We start from the raw sequence: 16,492 nt of genomic DNA, 5'->3' as shown, positions 1-16,492 counted from the left end.
GAACGATGACCCAGACGAAAAAGCAGCTGCATCTGAATTTATTTCTGATGAGCACCGGCCATCATGAGGCTTCATGGCGGCATCCCGACAGTACGCCGGAGAGAGCAGTCGATGTGCATTATTATGTAAAGCTGGCGCAGACTGCGGAGCGGGGCAAGCTGGATTCGATTTTTCTCGCCGACTCTTATGGCCTGCCGCCTACGATTCAATACAAGGTGCTTCAAGGGCTGGAGCCGTTTACGCTGCTGTCCGCGCTTGCGATGGCAACGAAGCATATCGGGCTCATTGGCACCGCCTCGACCACTTATAATGAGCCGTTTCACATTGCCCGCAAATTTGCCTCCCTGGATCTCATCAGCGGAGGCCGGGCAGGCTGGAATATTGTGACCTCCACCGGCAATACGACGGCTTTCAACTTCCGCGACGAGCAGCTTCCTGAGCATTCGATGCGCTATCGTCGGGCCGAGGAATTTTTGCAGGTTGTCAAATCGCTGTGGGACAGCTGGGAGGATGGTGCGCTCATCATCGACAAGCAGTCCGGCGTATATGCGAATCCTGAACGGATCAAGCGGATCGATCATAAGGGAGAGCATTATGCGGTTCGCGGTCCGCTGAACCTTCCACGCATGCCGCAGGGGTACCCGCTGCTTGTGCAGGCAGGCGCTTCGGATACGGGCAAGGAATTTGCCGCGATGGCGGCGGAGGCTGTATTTACGGCACAAAACACGCTGCAGGGCGGGCGCGACTTTTACAGCGATTTGAAATCGAGAATGGCGAAATACGGCCGCAGCACGGATAGCCTTTGCATTTTGCCGGGCTTCTGCGCCATCATTGGCGATACGGAAGCAGAGGCGAAGGAAAAGGAGCAGGAGCTGCATGAGCTGGTACAAATCGATTACGGATTATACAGGCTGTCTAATTTATTTGGGATAGATCTGTCTGCTTATCCTTTGGATGGACCGCTGCCTTATGCCGACTTGCCGCAAACCGAGCAAATCAATTCGCAGAAGGGCCGGCATCAAATGTTTATTGAAATGGCGCAGCAGGAAAAGCTCAGCATTCGCCAGCTGATGATGCGCACCGCTTCTTCACGAGGCCATTTCTCTATGGCGGGCACGCCGATACAAATAGCTGATGCGATGGAGCGCTGGGCAGTCGCAGGAGCAGCCGATGGCTTTAATTTAATGCCGCCTTCGCTGCCGTCGGGGCTGGATGACTTTGTAGACAAGGTCATTCCTGAGCTGCAAAATCGCGGCTTGTTCCGTTCCGATTATACTGGCAGCACGCTGCGGGAGCATTACGGCCGCAGCGCCGCGGCTCGGTCTGGCGTTCACGCGTGAAGGGGAAAGGGGCGCCGGCAGGAGCGGACAAAGCAGCGGTTAACTGGCGGCTGAATCTCACCATTTTATGGCTGGGCAATTTTCTCGTTACGGGCAGCGCGACGATGGTCATCCCATTTCTCCCGCTGTTTCTTGAGGATTTGGGCGTGAGCTCGGTCAGTGAAGCAGGGTTTTGGGCGGGGGCGATATTCGCTGCCCATTATGTGACCTTATTCATTTGCCAGCCGATCTGGGGAAGAATAGCCGACCGCTATGGGAGAAAAATGATGCTGCTGCGCGCAGGCTTCGGCATGGCTGTTGTCATTGCTATGATGGGCTTCGCTGAGGCGCCATGGCAGCTTCTGCTGCTTCGTCTGCTCAATGGCGCTTTTGCTGGATTTTCACCTTCGGCAACGGCTATCGTATCGACGAATACGCCAAGCAGCCGAATGGGCTTTGCGATGGGCACGCTCCATTCCGGCAATATTTCCGGCACGGTCATGGGGCCGCTTATTGGCGGCTTGCTGGCGGAATGGCTTGGGCTGCGGAGCGTTTTTTTCATAACGGGTACGGTGATGTTTATGGCGGCATTGTTAACTGCTATCATCGTGAAGGATCATTTTGTGAAAGCCGATCAGCGCTCCGAGCAAAATGTTTCCACGATCGGCGGCTTTCTCGTGCTATGTAGGGTCCGGCAAATTCCCGCGCTGCTGGCGGTCAGCGTCATGATTCAGTTTGCGCTGACCGGATCACTGCCGTTTATTCCGCTGTTCGTCAAGGAGCTGCATGGCGAGGCTGGCATGCTGGCTTTATATGTTGGGCTGGTCAGCTCGATAACGGGTGTGTCCAATATGATTTTTGCACCGCTGCTGGGCAGGCGCTCCGACCGCACAGGCCCGCACCTCATATTAAGCTACTCGATGCTCGGCGCTTGCCTAATCGTACTGCTGCATTATTTTGTCGCTTATTATTGGCAGCTGCTGCTGCTGCGGTTTCTGCTGGGCATGTTCATTGGCGGGCTCATTCCGACGGTGCGGACGCTCATTAAGCAGTATGTGCCGAAGGGGATGGAGACGCGGGCATACAGCTTTGATACGAGCGCAGTCAGCCTGGGGGCTGTTCTTGGGCCTATCGTTTCTGGGGCAGCTTATGGCTACGTGGGCATAAGGGGCGTATTTCTCATGTCTGCTTTTCTCATGCTGCTTAATGCTGGCTGGAGCTACAAAATGCTTGGAGGCGGGAGCAAGTCCAAAAGCGACTCTAGAGCAAATCCCGAAACTCTTTCTGACACGATTGCCATTGCTGAAAATAACGCTACTACGCCCCGATCTGCGGGCGAAACATTCAAAAAGCCTATGTAGCCGCGATACCGCGGCCGCATAGGCTTCTTTTTGTTGAAAGCGGGATTTTTTCATCCGTGGTGAAAAATTAACCATGCTGCTGGCCGTTCGTATAAAGGAGCAGCGAATCCATAATCGTTTTGCGGCCGATCGGCGTCCAGCACATGGCATACCAATTCGGGATGAAGCGCACGCGGCCGCTCTGGACAGCCTCATGCTTTTTCCAGAAGGGGCTGCTCTGCATCCGCTGCAATATTTGGTCGCTGCTCGGTCCATGATGCAGCTTCTGAACGAACAAATAATCGGATTGAATGGACAGGCCGCTGAGCTGCTCCGGCTGCATTTCGACTTTGTGGTCAATGGCGGGAGAAGAGCTGCCCGCCGTCAGTCCAAGCTCGGTGAACAGCAGCTCATTGAGCGGATGGTCTGGCGCTCCTTGAATGCGGACGGCGTTATGCGTAACCCGCATTAATGTCAGACTTCCGCTGCCGACGGAGCGGCCGAGCAGCTTGCGGGCATCGTCGGTTTGCTGCGCCAGCTCGCTGAGCATCGCCTGCTCGGTTCGCTCGCAGCCGATCATTTCTGCAATTTTATGCAAGGCGATACGCCAGTCGGCATGATGCTCCAAACATGCAGTGGACGCAATTTGTTTAAGCGGCTCCTCATATTCATGATGATAGCGATCGATAAGAATTAAGTCGGGCTTGAGCTGCATCAGCGTCTGCAAATGACGGGTCACTTTGCCCAGATGCTCGGCTTCTCCCATTCCGGGATAACGGAAGCAGTTCATGTTGGCAATCGGAAAAATGCCGAGCGAGCGCAAGCTGTCGTCAAAGCTGGAGCAGGCGACGACCGCGATTTTTAATTGATGGCGCTTCATATAAAGATTGGGAGAAATGCCAACCGATGCTTTAAATACCCGGCTGAAATAAAACTCGCTGCCAAAGCCGACGCGCTCGGAGACGCTTCTGACAGATGCCCCATTCAGCGAGAGCTGGGCCTTTGCTTCCTTGACGCGAAGATCCGCTAAATATTCAAAGGGAGTGACGCCCATTATCTGCTTAAACTTGCGGGAGTAGGAGGTTGGTGTCAGCATGGCGATGCTGGCAAGCTGCTCCAGATTGATTTTTTCATGAAGATGTTTATGGAGGTAGCTGATGCTCTCCTGCATGCCCTTCTCAGACGTTGGAATGCGATTAAGCTCCAGCAGCTCAAGCAGAACCGTGCTGTAAAGCTCCTGAAATTGCAGCTGCATCATCAGCTCGCGTTCAGGCTTGCTTTCAAACTTGTCAACTTGCGAGGCTGTCTCAAATAGACGTATGATCCTCTCGGAGGTTTGCTGCTGGCTGCGCAGCTTGATGCCGCTGTTAAACAGCTCGGCCGGCAGCTCGGGAAGCTGCACCTTTCGGTTGTCACGCTGTTTGGCAACACCAACCGCATCCAGAATCAGCACATAATATTCAAAATCTCCCCGATCTGATTGGAAGCGTATGGACATGCCGGGAAGCAGCAGAAGCGGCTCAAGCGCTTCAAGCTTTCGCTCATGCCCGTTAATAGCGAGGAGGCCGGAGCCTCGGGTAAGAAAGACGAGCATCGGAGCGGGTGCTGTCCGCTGAATAGCAGCGTGAGCGGGCTTGCTGTATTTATAAATGGAAGATAAAAAAACCATTGTACGTTTCATTTTGGCGTCTCCAGTCTATTAGTCTGGTAAGAGGCATCCATCGCTGCAAGCGGTCTTGTTTATTGTAAATGAAAATCATTATCATAGTCAATTATGAAAATAGGCTATCGGCTGCCATTCGATAAATGATAAAATTTTATATGGAATCGGACAAAAAGTTCGATGTACAAAAAGAGCGAAACGTTTTATGATTCTCGTTGAGAATAGTTCTCATAAAAAAGGTCGTTATGGACCAAAGATACATACAGGGAGGGTTTTTCAATGTTATTCAAGTTACAAATCAATTGGCAGGCGCGCGCGGTACTGGTGCTGCTGCTGATGCTCGTCGTATCAGGCTGCGGAGCTGCGGCAAATGGATCTGGCGGTGCATCGTCAGGGCAGAACAGCTCTAGCCCAGCTGCGGTAGAAAGTGAGCAGCCAGCCGCTGAAGCAAATGCAGCAGAATCGACAGAAAACCGTACTTTCAAGCATGCGATGGGAGAAACAGTCGTTGCGCCTAATCCGCAGAAGGTTGTCGTATTGGATAATGGCGCACTCGATAATATGCTCGCACTTGGCGTGAAGCCGGTTGGCGCGCCATCGATTATTTCTGTAGATGACGGTTTTGCGACCTATTTGACGGGAACAGAAGGCATTGCGAATATCGGAACGGTAGAGCAGCCAAGCTTGGAGACGATTGCCTCGTTGAAGCCCGATGTCATAATAGGCATTAAAGATACGCAGGAGGCCATCTATGAGCAGCTATCGCAAATTGCGCCAACCGTATTTACTGAGGTAGGCGGCGCACAATGGGAGGCGAACCTGGCTTTGCATGCAGCTATAGTTGGCAAAGAAGCAGAGGGCAAGAAGCTGATTGAGCAGTTGGATGCGCATATCGCAGATCTTCATGCGAAGCTTGGCGACAGCTTGAATACGACGGAGGTTTCGCTGCTTCGTCCAAGGAAAGACCGCGTTTCCGTTTATTTGAAGCCTTCGTTTACTGGAGGTGTAGTAGAGCGTGCTGGCATTAAGCGTCCAGCTGTACAAAGCGGGGATGACGATTTTAACTTTAATGCGACAGAGGAGCAAATTGCCGATCTGGATGGCGATGCCATCATTTTGTTCGGACGCGAAAGCGAGCAGGACTATTTTGAACAAAAAATTAAAAGCAATCCGCTGTGGAATACGCTTGAAGGTGTGAAAAATGATCGCGTCTACTTAGCTAGCTGGGAGGTTTGGCTGAGCGGACATGGCATACAGGCCGTCAATATCATGATTGATGATTTGGCTAAGTTCTTAGTCAAAGCGTAACTAGCGCTAGCGTTTAGTGGAGTAGAAGCGTGGTGAGTAGGCAGAGTGTCCCTGTTCAGGCAGAGCTGGGCGCTCTGCTGCCACGCTTTTAGGGAGGAACAGATTTGAACATTCGGCTTACGGGCATTGTGCTCGGTTTTGTATTTGTCATCTTAGGCCTTGCTGCCAGCATTGCTGTAGGAAAATCAATGGTTCCACTTCATACGGTCATCGAAGCTTTTACTTCTTTTGACGGCTCAAGGGAGCATCTGATCATTCGTTCGGTCCGGGTTCCGCGCGCCCTAATGGCGATGATGGTCGGGGCATCGCTCGGCATGGCGGGAAGCATTATGCAGGCGATTAGCCGCAATCCGCTGGCGGGCCCTGAGATGCTCGGAAGCAACTATGGAGCGGCGCTGCTGCTCGTCATTTCTATGTTTGTATTTGGCTTTACGTCTTCGCTCATCCATATGTGGGCGGCACTGCTCGGGGCTGGGCTTGCCTGTCTCGTCGTATTTATGCTTGGCTCGCTGGGTAGGGGAGGCCTGACGTCCATTAAGCTGATTTTGGCTGGTGCCACTATCAATATGCTGCTTGCTTCCATGGTGCAAGGCATTCTAATTTTCAGCGAGGAGTCGCTGGATGAAATGCGCTTCTGGATGGCGGGTTCATTAACCGGCGGCAGTATGGAAATGTTCGTACGCGTGCTGCCGTACATGATGGTCGGGATAGCAGGGGCTCTGGCGCTCAGCCGGCAAATTAATTTGCTGAGTCTAGGTGATGAGGTTGCCCATGGGCTGGGGCTGAAAGTCGGGCTAATGAAAACGGCGTCCCTGTTCATTGTCATGTGCCTTATGGGAGGCTCTGTGGCTATTGCTGGGCCAATCGGCTTCATTGGCCTTGCGGTACCGCATATCGTCAGGTTTATGGTCGGACTGGACTATCGCTGGATCATCCCTTATTCTGCGCTGTTTGGAGCAGGCTTGCTGCTGCTGGCGGATATCGCCGCCCGCTTTATTTTTCCCTATCAGGAGCTTCCGGCAGGTGTAGTGACGGCGATGGCAGGCGCTCCCTTCCTCATTTATTTGGCCCAAAGGAGGGAGAAACGATAATGTCCCGTTTCACTTTATCCGCATCTGCCCGTTTGTGGCCCGTTATTGTTGTCCTTATTGCTGCTAATTTTATCGTGCTCTCCATGAGCATTATGATCGGCGAATACCCTGTTCCGCTATCTCAGGCATGGAAAACAGTCATTGGCATCGGCGAGCCTGAATATGAGTTTGTTGTCAATCAGCTGCGGTTTCCAAGGTCGCTGGTAGCTTTTTTGGTCGGCTGCGGTCTGGCGCTTTCGGGCGCGATTTTGCAAGGGATTACCCGCAATCCGCTAGCCGCTCCAGGCGTCATTGGCATTAACGGTGGTGCTGCTCTTATGGCCGTTACCGCCATTATCGCACTGCCGTCAGTGCCGATTGCGCTGCTGCCCTTTATTGCGTTTAGCGGGGCGCTGGGTGCTGCTGCGCTTACCTATTTTCTCGCTTGGCGCCGTGGCGCAGCTCCGATGCGGCTGCTGCTTGTCGGTGTGGGGGTGGGCGCGGCCTCACACGCGTATATTACCTTTTGGATGACGACGCGTCACGTTCAAAACATCAAGCAGGCGATGATCTGGCTGATGGGAAGCACATATGGCAGAACGTGGGATCATTTTTGGCCGCTGCTTCCATGGCTGCTCGTGTTGTTTCCGGCAGCGCTTCTTATGTCGCGGACTTTGGACATTTTGAAGCTTGGCGATGAGCTATCGATCGGGCTTGGCAGCGCGGTCGAGCGTTCACGCGGCCTTTTATTGCTCATTAGCGTAAGCTTGGCAGGCGCTTCTGTCGCGATGGCCGGAACGATTGGATTTATTGGTTTAATGGGACCGCATATTGCGAGGCAATTGGTTGGCCAGACGAGCCGCAGATTGCTGAGCGTATCGGCTTTAGTTGGCGGCTTAATCGTGATGTCTGCCGACCTGCTGGGACGTGCGCTGCTGCCGCCTATTGAAATTCCTACAGGCATTATAACGACAGCTATCGGAGCGCCTTATTTAATTTATTTGCTGTACCGCAATCGCAATCGTCCCTAACAGGACATAAAGGAGGAGATAACGATGCATACGGACAGGTCCGCTTTGCCGAATACGGTATCGCAAATCATAAAGGAAAGGCGTACGGTGAGGGTTTTCAAGGATGATGCTGTATCCGTGGAGACGCTGACGGAGCTGCTCGATGTCGCCGTCTGGGCCCCTAATCACAATTTGCGCGAGCCTTGGCGTTTTATCGTATATGAAGGGGAGGGGCGCAAAATTTTCGCCGATGCGGTGCTTTCTACCTTCTCGCCGGAGGAGCTGGCGAAATATGGCGAGCACCGGATGAAGGAATACATGCATACCCCGCTGCATTTAATGGTCGTGCTGAAGGAGGATCCCCGTCAAAAGCAGTGGGATGAGGATTTTTCGGCCGTATGCTGTCTCATTCAAAATCTTCAGCTTGCTGCATGGGAGCAGGGAATTGGCATGGTGTGGAAGTCGAATCCTTATATGTATAATCCTAAATTTCGCGATGAGTCTGGGGTGGGCGTGCGGCCGGGTGAGAAAATTGTCGCCGTGCTCCACATTGGCTATCCGCGGGTTATTCCCAATGCCGCTCCACGCACATCAGCACGAGAGCTTCTTACAATTGTTAACAAATAATTAATGCTAATTGTTGTTTAAATTTGTATTAAATTCAATGACTCTTGGAATCTAATGATTCTAAGAGTTTTTTAATAATTTTAATTTAGAAAAATAGGGCAAAAATGTACATGGATTAACTTTAAGTATTTCGATAAAATCGTAAATGAAAATCGTTATCAATTTCAGAACGCAGAGTCGCCATCCTGTTCCAGGGTGACCCTATATCCTTTTGAGGAGTGGTAGAAGATGAGTTATGGCAAAAAGAAAATGCATTTGAACTTGTTTCTGCGCAATACAGGTCATCACGAAGCGTCATGGCGCCATCCGGGCAGCGACCCGAATGGGGTGACGGATATCGACTATTATATAAAATTGGCGAAAATTGCCGAAGACGGCAAGCTGGATTCGCTATTTCTCGCCGATTCCTACGGTCTGCCGCCGACGATGCAGTTTTTGGTGCAGCAGGCGCTGGAGCCGTTCACGCTGCTGTCGGCGCTGGCGATCGCGACAAGCCGCATCGGGTTGATCGGAACGGCTTCTACAACTTATAACGAGCCCTTTCATGTAGCCCGCAAATTTAATTCGCTGGATCATATTAGCCGGGGGCGGGCGGGCTTTAACATTGTCACCTCGACGGGCAATGCGACGGCCTTCAACTTTGGCGCTGCTCCGCTGCCGGAGCATACCGACCGTTATGAGCGGGCTGGCGAGTTTATGGAGGTGGCGAAAGGGCTGTGGGACAGCTGGGAGGAGGACGCGGTCGTTGCCGATAAGGAGCAGGGACTTTATGTGGACCCAGACAAGCTGCATGAAATCAACCATGTCGGCCGCTATTTCCATGTGAAGGGCCCGCTGAATTTGCCAAGGTCGCCTCAAGGACATCCCGTGCTGGTGCAAGCGGGAGCATCGGATACCGGCAGAGAGTTTGCCTCTCGTATGGCGGAGGCTGTTTTTACCGCACAAAATACGCTTGAGGATGGACGGAGCTTCTATGCGGATGTGAAAGGGCGGATGGCGAAATATGGCCGCTCGCCAGAGCAGATTAAAATTTTGCCAGGCTTTTGTCCTGTCATTGGCGATACATCGGCGGAGGCGAAGGAGAAGGAGCGCGAGCTGAACGAGCTGACCCAGCCGGAATACGGGGTGTACCGTTTATCTAATTTGCTCAAGATGGATTTGCGGGGTTATCCGCTGGATGGTCCGCTGCCATTCGCAGAGCTGGCGAAAAATCATGAAATCAATTCGCAAAAAGCGCGGCATCAGCTGTATCTGGAGCTGGCGCAGCGGGAAAACCTGACGATCCGTCAGCTTATTTTGCGGACAGCAACGTCGCGCGGGCATTATTCAATGTCTGGCACGCCGATTGAAATTGCCGACGAGATGGAGCGCTGGATTGAGCAGGGGGCAGCCGATGGCTTTAATTTGATGCCTCCCTATTTCCCAAGCGGGCTTGAGGAATTTGCCTTGAAGGTAATTCCCGAGCTGCAAAATCGCGGCTTGTTCCGTACCGATTATGAAGGCACGACGCTGAGGGAGCATTACGGGCTGGAGCGGCCAGAGCGTTCCTCGTCCAGGCAGTCGGTCATTTCCGCCCAATAGATGGGCAAGTGGAAGGGGAGGAAAGAATGAAGGCGACCGACAGGCAGCTTCACCTGAATGTGTTTCTTATGGGCAACGGCCATCATGAGGCCGCTTGGCGGCTGCCGGGCAGCCGCCCGCAGGATGTAACGAATGCAAGCTATTACGTCAAGCTGCTGCAAACGGCGGAGCGCGGCAAGCTGGATTCCTTATTTTTGGCTGATTCGTATGCGCTGCCCCCGACTATTCGCTACAAGGTACTGCAAAGCTTGGAGCCGTTTACGCTGCTTTCTGCGCTTGCTATGCTGACTAGTCGGATTGGATTAATCGGTACGGCCTCTACGACTTATAGCCATCCATATCATGTAGCGCGGCAGTTTGCTTCGCTTGATTTTATTAGCGGTGGCCGTGCCGCTTGGAACATTGTGACGTCAACCAATGATGCAACTGCCCACAACTTTGCTGATGAGAAGCTTCCGGAGCATGGGGAGCGCTATAAGCGCGCTGCCGAGTTTTTGGAAGTGGTGCAGCGGCTGTGGGACAGCTGGGAGGATGATGCGCTTGTGCAGGATAAGGCGAGCGGCATTTATGCCGATCCCGGAAGCATACATGAGATACGCCATGAAGGCAGCTATTTTTCGGTGCGGGGCGCACTGAATTTGCCGAGGCCCCCCCAAGGGCAGCCCGTGCGGGTACAGGCCGGCGCTTCGGAGACGGGCAAGGAATTTGCCGCGCATGCTGCGGAAGTTGTGTTTACGGCGCAAAACAGCTTTGCGGACGGCTGCCTCTTTTATTCGGATCTGAAATCGCGGATGAAGAAATATGGAAGGCAGCAAGATGAGCTGAAAATATTGCCGGGCTTTTGCCCAATTATCGGCGATACGGAAGCTGAGGCTAGAGACCGGGAGGCAGCGCTCCATGACCACATTCAATTTGATTATGGCCTGCTGCGCCTGTCCAATTTGTTCAGCACCGATATGACCGGGTTCGAGCTGGATGAACCGGTACCCGTCGATTTTCTGGCGCAGCAAAGCGAAGTGAATGGCCACCGCGGGCGCTACCAGCTTTATGTGGAGCTTGCCCGCCGGGAAAAGCTGACGATGCGCCAGTTGATTGTTAAAACAGCCGCCTCGCGGGGGCATTATTCGATGGTGGGCACGCCGGTGCAAATTGCCGACGAAATGGAAAAATGGTGGCGCGGCGGCGCGGCAGATGGCTTTAATGTCATGCCTCCGTATTTGCCGGAGGGCCTTGAGCTGTTCGTGGACAAGGTGGTGCCGGAGCTGCAAAACCGCGGTATTTTTCGCAGTGAATATACAGGAACCACTTTAAGGGAGCATTATGGCCTGCAGCGCCCTGCCAGCATCTATGGGCAGACGAGGCCATTGGCAGCCAAGAAATAACGGCAATGATGCCTTATCATGCTATGTCGAAAGGAATGAAGTAATGATTTCAGCTAAGCGGAGCATGCATATCAATTTATTTCTGATGAACACGGGACATCACGAGGCATCTTGGCGCCATCCAGCAACGGATCCGCACCGCATTACCGATTTGAATTATTATCGCGAGCTTGGACGAATTGCAGAACGCGGCAAGCTGGATTCGCTGTTTCTCGCGGACACGTTAGTGCTGCCTCCGACTGTTGAGCATAAAGTGCTGCATGGACTGGAGCCGTTCACTCTGCTGTCAGCCATCGCCGCCGTTACCGATAAGATTGGGCTGATTGGCACAGCCTCAACCACCTTTAACGAGCCCTTTCATATTGCGCGCAAATTCGCCTCGCTGGACTGGTTAAGCGCTGGACGCGCTGGCTGGAACATTGTGACGACGGCAAGCGAAAGCGCAGCTTATAACTTTACGGATGAGGCTTTGCCGCCACATGACGAGCGCTACCGCAAGGCAAGCGAGTTCGTTGAGGTGGTGAAGGCGCTTTGGGACAGCTGGGAGGATGATGCGCTCGTTGCCGATAAGGCAAGCGGCTTATACGCCGATATGGCGAAAATACATCCGCTTAATCATAAAGGCGAACATTTCGCGGTGCGCGGCCCGCTTAACATGCCGCGCTCCCCTCAAGGGCATCCGCTGCTCGTACAGGCGGGGTCATCCGAGGATGGCAAATCGTTCGCTGCGAGGGTGGCGGAAGCGGTATTCACTGCGCAGCCTACCTTCGAGAGCGGACAGGCTTTCTACGCAGACATCAAATCGCGTATGCAGCCGTTTGGGAGGAGCCCGGACGAGCTGTGCATTTTACCGGGTTTCTTCCCGGTTATCGGAGATACGCTAGCTGAGGCGCAGGACAAGCAGCGTGAGCTGGATGAATTGACGATTGTTGCGTACGGGTTGAAAAGATTGTCGACACTGTTCAAGATCGATTTGACAGATTGTCCGCTCGATGAGCCAGTACCGCTCCATCTGCTGCCGCGTCATGAGGAAATCAACGGCAACCGAGGGCGCTTTGAGCTTGTTGAAGGCATGGCCCGCAAGGAAAAGCTGACGCTCAGGCAGTTGATTATGCGCACAGCAGGATCGCGTGGACATGCATCGCTTACGGGTACGCCGCTGCAAATCGCAGATGAGCTTGAGCGTTGGTTTGTCGGCAGGGCGGCGGACGGATTTAATTTGATGCCTTCGCATATGCCGGATGGGCTGAGCGATTTCGTCGACAAGGTTATACCCGAGCTGCAAAATAGAGGCTTGTTCCGTACCGAATATACGGGAAATACGTTAAGAGAGCATTACGGGTTCAGCCGTCCAGCTGGCCGGCATAAGGTGGAGGCTCACATATGATGGGCGGCGGGAGCGAGAAGCGACAGCTGTACATGACCGTTGCAATAGATGGCCTGGATTACTTGGATTGCGTACAACTGGCGGAGGCGGCAGAGCGTGCTTGTCTGCACGCAATCCTTGTGCCTGACAGCAGCATGAGCCCGACGCTTCAGGAAGCAGCTGGGCTTGTCGGTCAACGGGCCTCGGCTAATGGGTATGCCGCGTCTTCTGCCGTGCTGGAGCCGTTTACTTTGCTGGCCGCCTTGTCGGCTTCCACGAGTACAATTGGCCTCATTGCGGAAATTCATACCGCCTTCCATGAGCCCTTTCACGCGGCGCGCAAGCTGGCTGCCCTGGATTATATGAGCAGCGGCAGAGCAGGCTGTCTTGTGCTGCCGGGGCAGGAAAATGCGGCTGCAAATTTCGCTCGAACCGATAAGCAGCAAATGCGGCTGCCCTGCTACGAGGCTGCCGCCGCTGCGGAGTTTGGTGAAGCTTTGCGACAATTGTGGGACAGCTGGGATGATGACGCGCTTATGTATGATAAGCAGGCAGGGCTGCAATTTGATGAAGCGAAGGTGCGCGAGGTTCATTATACAGGACGCTATTACAGTACGCGTGGCCCGCTGAATATTGCTCGTCCCCCGCAAGGCTATCCGCCGCTAGTAGCTCGGATCAGGGAGCAGGCAGACAAGCAGCCAGATATGCTGGCAGCAGCCAGTGGGGCAGACGTCATCATTATTGAGCCGCAGTCGCTGGAGGAGGCGGCCAAGCTGGCATGCGAGCTGCGAGAGCTGCTGCGTCAGCAGGGAAGGCAGCCGGAGCAATGCCGGATTTTGGCCAGTGTAATGCCGGTTGTACATAGCAGCGCCAACCGTGCGGAATGTTCGCTGCAAATGGGCGGCGGCTGCGAAGGCCGGGCAACAGAAGCTGAGTTTTCCCGTGAGGGAAACGCACAGCAATTAGCAGATTGGATGCGGAAGTGGCAGCTTTCAGGCGCAGTTGACGGTTTTCATATGGAGCTGCCGCCGCATGCTGCGCTTGACAGCTTCAGGTATGTTGAAGAGCGGATCATTCCAGAGCTGCAGAGAAGAGGGGTGTTTCGCCAGGCAGCGATTGATGGCGGGACGCTGCGGGACCAACTGGCGCTTCCAAGGCCGATCAATTCATTTCACGCCGTGCGGTAAAGGGGGAAGTTGCAACTGAATGAGGACAATCGCAAAATACGCTTAAATGTATTTATACATGGAACGGGTCATCATGAAGCAGCTTGGCGGCATCCCGGGATGCAGCCCCGCCAGACGCTGGATATCGGCTATTACCGCCATTTGGCAGAGGTGGCCGAGCGCGGGCTGATGGATTCTATTTTTGTCAGCGATGCCTATTTCGGAAAGATCAATAAGCTGGAAGCGACTACACTGCTAGGAGCGCTAGCTGCTGCTACAAGACATATCGGCCTCATTGCTACCGTTGGGACGACCTACTATGAGCCATATCATCTTGCCCGGCAAGCGGCAACGCTTGATCATATTAGCGGCGGCAGAGCAGGCTGGAATATTGTGACGGGAAGCGCCGATGAGACGGCCTTTAATTTTGGCCGAGCAGCCCATCCCGAGCATGCACAGCGCTACCAATTAGCGAAGGAATTTGTTGAGGTTGCAAAGCAGCTGTGGGATAGCATGGAGGAGGAAGGAGCCGCTGTTCATGCTGCTGGCAGCACTAACGGTGTTGGGGCTGCTCGACATTATGCGGTGAAAGGGCCGCTCCATGCTCCTCGTCTGCCGCAGGGCTATCCGGTGCTCGTCCAAGCGGGCTCCTCGGAAAGCGGCAAAGCGATGGGCGCGGAAATAGCCGACGTTATTTTTACAGCCCAGCAAACCTTTGAAGCAGCTCGTATTTTTTATACAGACGTCAAAGGCCGTCTTCCGGCTTACGGAAGAAAGGCTGGCGAGCTGTTGATCATGCCTGGGCTATGTCCGATCGTAGCGGATACGGTTGGGGAAGCCCGGGAGCTCGAAGAAGAGCTGAATCAGCTCGTTCATATGGAGGATGCGCTGAGGCGATTATCGCGGCGCTTTGCCGCAGATTTGTCCTCGTATCCGCTCGATGGCCCGGTACCGCTGCATTTGGCAAAATCGCTTGGCGAAATTAATTCGCTGAAAAGCCGTCAATCGCTGCTGCTTGAGCTTATCGAAGAGGAGCAGATGACGATTCGCCAGTTTGTTCACCGCTTTGCGAACGGGCGCGGCCACTATGCTTTTACGGGAACGGCGGTACAGCTTGCCGATGAAATGGAAAAATGGTTTCACGGCGGAGCGGCGGATGGCTTTAATGTGATGCCGCAAATTTTTCCGAGCGGGCTGGAAGCTTTTGTGGAAAAAGTCATTCCTGAGCTGCAAAATAGAGGGCTGTTTCGAACAGCCTATGAAGGAGCATCATTGCGTGAGCGTTTGGGGCTTAAGGCGCCAGCTCAGCACTGCAAGGTCTAAGGTTAATTAGCCAGAGGAGTGAGCGCTATGGGAGAAACATCGTTGAATGGATCGAAGAGACTGATTGAGAAGACGATACACTACATGCAAACTCATTTTCATGACAAAATCGATATGGTTACGTTATCCTCAATGGCGGGACTGACAACAAGCTCATACTCCCGGCTGTTTAAACAAACGATGAAGGAGCCGCCAATTAAATATTTAACGAGATTGCGCATCGAGCGGGCCAAGCGCCTGCTTTACCATAATGCAGGTCCGGTTAAGGAAGTATCTGCCGCAGTTGGCTATGGCGATGAATTTTATTTTAGCCGCATCTTCCACCGTATGGTGGGCATACCGCCTTCACGTTATGGCAAGCAGAAGGATATGGGCAAGGAAGAAGGCGGCGTGATAAACGACGAGCTGTTTAAATAAAAGCAAGAAGCTGCCCCGCAGGCTAATCGCCTGAGGGGCAGCTTCTTTGCTCGGCACTTGCTCTGATTTACACTTCGTGCATATCCACGAAAGCGTCGCGGACCCGGTTCCAGAACGGGAATGGGCGATAGCGCGCAAAGCTGACCTTGCGGCTCGACACATTGCAGCGTATCGATAAAATGTCGCTGCGCAAAATGCTGAGCTGGTCGATGGTCAGCAGCATCCGCTGGTTTTTCTTCGAGATGATGTCGCAGTGGTGATGCTGCGGCAGCAGCAGCGAAGAGCCCAGCGTCCGGAAAACGCGATTGTTAATGGAAGCAATTTCGGCAATTTGTATCGATGCAATGGACGGATGGACGATTGCGCCCCCGACGCTTTTATTATAGGCGGTACTGCCGGAAGGCGTCGAAATGACGATACCATCGCCACGGAACATTTCGAAAGGCTCATCATTGACATTGATTTGGGCGACGAGCGTGCCGTCTACCCCTTTAAGCGTGAACTCGTTCAGCGCCATATAATGAAATTTTCCCTCGGCCGTCTCGACTTCGATTTCCGCGAGCGGATAGCGGACGATGCTGAGCTCCTTCTCGGCCATTAGAGCGACGAGCTCAGGCAGCTCATTTTTTTGCCAGTCGGCATAAAAGCCCAAATGTCCGGTATGCACCCCTACAAAGGCAACATCCATAATGCGATCAACATATTTGTGAAAAGCTTGCAGCAGCGTACCGTCTCCACCGATGGATACGACAATTTCAGGTGCGTCGTCATTTCGAGTGAAGCCGCGCTCCGCCGCCAGTGTATGGAACTGTTCCGCCAGTGACTGGGATATGGAATCGCCTCTGTCGATAACGGCATATTTCAAGGAATGCAGCCCCTTTTCAAATCTTCTGGTTACGTTCCCTTAAATGATATCGGAA

Annotated in this window: 14 protein-coding genes; 12 read left to right on the top strand and 2 right to left on the bottom strand. The window is 53.4% G+C overall.

Annotated features, from left to right (window positions below):
* Positions 1-5 precede the first annotated feature (5 nt).
* Both AC50X8_RS09555 and AC50X8_RS09550 read left to right on the top strand, forming a co-directional pair.
* On the top strand, positions 6-1,340 hold the full coding sequence (locus tag AC50X8_RS09555; protein WP_494879485.1) for an LLM class flavin-dependent oxidoreductase: 1,335 nt from the start codon (positions 6-8) through the stop codon (positions 1,338-1,340).
* Positions 1,337-2,680, top strand: a complete 1,344-nt coding sequence (locus AC50X8_RS09550) for an MFS transporter (protein WP_063892663.1) — start codon at positions 1,337-1,339, stop codon at positions 2,678-2,680. Before AC50X8_RS09555 ends, AC50X8_RS09550 begins: the two co-directional genes overlap by 4 nt.
* A 67-nt stretch (positions 2,681-2,747) precedes the next feature.
* On the opposite strand, the gene AC50X8_RS09545 is transcribed toward AC50X8_RS09550, so the two are convergent.
* A complete protein-coding gene (locus tag AC50X8_RS09545) occupies positions 2,748-4,340 on the bottom strand; it encodes a helix-turn-helix domain-containing protein (RefSeq protein ID WP_494879483.1) in 1,593 nt (530 codons plus the stop codon).
* A 261-nt stretch (positions 4,341-4,601) separates the two neighbouring features.
* Between AC50X8_RS09545 and AC50X8_RS09540 the strand changes: the two genes are divergently transcribed.
* From AC50X8_RS09540 to AC50X8_RS09495, 10 genes are all read left to right on the top strand, one after another.
* Entirely contained in the window at positions 4,602-5,630 is a 1,029-nt protein-coding gene (locus AC50X8_RS09540; protein ID WP_494879481.1) for an ABC transporter substrate-binding protein, read from the top strand.
* A 104-nt stretch (positions 5,631-5,734) separates the two neighbouring features.
* Positions 5,735-6,721, top strand: a complete 987-nt coding sequence (locus AC50X8_RS09535; protein ID WP_056041227.1) for a FecCD family ABC transporter permease — start codon at positions 5,735-5,737, stop codon at positions 6,719-6,721.
* Positions 6,721-7,731 (top strand): FecCD family ABC transporter permease, encoded by a 1,011-nt coding sequence (locus AC50X8_RS09530; RefSeq protein WP_056041229.1) that lies wholly within the window; start codon positions 6,721-6,723, stop codon positions 7,729-7,731. The genes AC50X8_RS09535 and AC50X8_RS09530 overlap by 1 nt, the downstream gene beginning before the upstream one ends.
* A 24-nt stretch (positions 7,732-7,755) precedes the next feature.
* Complete coding sequence (locus tag AC50X8_RS09525) at positions 7,756-8,337, top strand: nitroreductase family protein (RefSeq protein ID WP_056041230.1); 582 nt, start codon at positions 7,756-7,758, stop codon at positions 8,335-8,337.
* Between the two features lie 228 nt (positions 8,338-8,565).
* Complete coding sequence (locus tag AC50X8_RS09520; protein ID WP_056041232.1) at positions 8,566-9,918, top strand: LLM class flavin-dependent oxidoreductase; 1,353 nt, start codon at positions 8,566-8,568, stop codon at positions 9,916-9,918.
* Between the two features lie 26 nt (positions 9,919-9,944).
* Positions 9,945-11,300, top strand: coding sequence for an LLM class flavin-dependent oxidoreductase (locus AC50X8_RS09515; protein WP_056041233.1), 1,356 nt, complete (start codon positions 9,945-9,947; stop codon positions 11,298-11,300).
* A gap of 43 nt (positions 11,301-11,343) precedes the next feature.
* Positions 11,344-12,687, top strand: a complete 1,344-nt coding sequence (locus AC50X8_RS09510; RefSeq protein WP_494879480.1) for an LLM class flavin-dependent oxidoreductase — start codon at positions 11,344-11,346, stop codon at positions 12,685-12,687.
* Complete coding sequence (locus AC50X8_RS09505) at positions 12,684-13,853, top strand: LLM class flavin-dependent oxidoreductase (protein ID WP_494879479.1); 1,170 nt, start codon at positions 12,684-12,686, stop codon at positions 13,851-13,853. Before AC50X8_RS09510 ends, AC50X8_RS09505 begins: the two co-directional genes overlap by 4 nt.
* 15 nt (positions 13,854-13,868) lie before the next feature.
* Positions 13,869-15,155 carry an LLM class flavin-dependent oxidoreductase gene (locus tag AC50X8_RS09500; RefSeq protein WP_494879697.1) on the top strand — a complete coding sequence of 429 codons (1,287 nt, stop codon included), beginning with the start codon at positions 13,869-13,871 and terminating at the stop codon, positions 15,153-15,155.
* 27 nt (positions 15,156-15,182) lie between these two features.
* Positions 15,183-15,572, top strand: coding sequence for a helix-turn-helix domain-containing protein (locus tag AC50X8_RS09495; RefSeq protein ID WP_056041237.1), 390 nt, complete (start codon positions 15,183-15,185; stop codon positions 15,570-15,572).
* A 67-nt stretch (positions 15,573-15,639) separates the two neighbouring features.
* Here the strand turns inward: AC50X8_RS09495 and AC50X8_RS09490 are convergent, their stop codons facing one another.
* Positions 15,640-16,437 carry an NAD kinase gene (locus tag AC50X8_RS09490; protein WP_056041239.1) on the bottom strand — a complete coding sequence of 266 codons (798 nt, stop codon included), beginning with the start codon at positions 16,435-16,437 and terminating at the stop codon, positions 15,640-15,642.
* Positions 16,438-16,492 lie beyond the last annotated feature (55 nt).

This window comes from Paenibacillus sp. JT22N15, assembly GCF_059383755.1.
This window is presented reverse-complemented; position numbering and strand designations above follow the sequence as displayed.

What these genes read in the sequence shown, in the direction of transcription:
- AC50X8_RS09515 (WP_056041233.1), top strand. Translation starts at nt 9,945, where the DNA reads ATGAAGGCGACCGACAGGCAGCTTCACCTGAATGTGTTTCTTATGGGC.
- AC50X8_RS09520 (WP_056041232.1), top strand. Translation starts at nt 8,566, where the DNA reads ATGAGTTATGGCAAAAAGAAAATGCATTTGAACTTGTTTCTGCGCAAT.
- AC50X8_RS09510 (WP_494879480.1), top strand. Translation starts at nt 11,344, where the DNA reads ATGATTTCAGCTAAGCGGAGCATGCATATCAATTTATTTCTGATGAAC.
- AC50X8_RS09495 (WP_056041237.1), top strand. Translation starts at nt 15,183, where the DNA reads ATGGGAGAAACATCGTTGAATGGATCGAAGAGACTGATTGAGAAGACG.
- AC50X8_RS09525 (WP_056041230.1), top strand. Translation starts at nt 7,756, where the DNA reads ATGCATACGGACAGGTCCGCTTTGCCGAATACGGTATCGCAAATCATA.
- AC50X8_RS09545 (WP_494879483.1), bottom strand. Translation starts at nt 4,340, where the DNA reads ATGAAACGTACAATGGTTTTTTTATCTTCCATTTATAAATACAGCAAG.
- AC50X8_RS09555 (WP_494879485.1), top strand. Translation starts at nt 6, where the DNA reads ATGACCCAGACGAAAAAGCAGCTGCATCTGAATTTATTTCTGATGAGC.
- AC50X8_RS09505 (WP_494879479.1), top strand. Translation starts at nt 12,684, where the DNA reads ATGATGGGCGGCGGGAGCGAGAAGCGACAGCTGTACATGACCGTTGCA.
- AC50X8_RS09540 (WP_494879481.1), top strand. Translation starts at nt 4,602, where the DNA reads ATGTTATTCAAGTTACAAATCAATTGGCAGGCGCGCGCGGTACTGGTG.
- AC50X8_RS09530 (WP_056041229.1), top strand. Translation starts at nt 6,721, where the DNA reads ATGTCCCGTTTCACTTTATCCGCATCTGCCCGTTTGTGGCCCGTTATT.